This window comes from Pseudomonas sp. SB113, from assembly GCF_040754745.1.
GTDB classification, from domain to species: domain Bacteria; phylum Pseudomonadota; class Gammaproteobacteria; order Pseudomonadales; family Pseudomonadaceae; genus Aquipseudomonas; species Aquipseudomonas grimontii.
This window is the reverse complement of sequence record NZ_JBFMHW010000274.1, coordinates 1-297: the sequence shown is the minus strand read 5'-3', so window position 1 is coordinate 297 and position 297 is coordinate 1. Positions and strand designations below refer to the sequence as shown.

The window sequence follows — 297 nt, the reverse complement described above, 5'->3', positions numbered from 1 at the left end:
CCGACGTAGACAGTCCGACGGACGTTAAATCGTTCACCGTCGGCACGCCAACCAATGGCACTTTCTACACCGACGCGGCCATGACCAAACCGGTGACCGGTTCGATTGATGCGGTCAACGGCGAAGCCACGGTTTACTTCAAACCAAACGCGGACTTCCACGGCACCGCAGACTTCACCTACACCGCCACCGACGGCGGCCCGCTGACTTCGGCGCCAGCCAACGGCACCATCACCGTGACTGCGGTCAACGACGCGCCGGTGGCTGCGGAAACTGCTGCGACCGGTGCTGAAGACC

1 protein-coding gene is annotated in these 297 nt (G+C 62.6%); it reads left to right on the top strand.

Features of this window, described 5'->3' with window-relative positions; all coding sequences use genetic code 11:
• Window positions 1-297 (top strand): Ig-like domain-containing protein (locus AB1462_RS32540; RefSeq protein WP_367249245.1); only part of this gene is annotated, 297 nt, incomplete at both ends.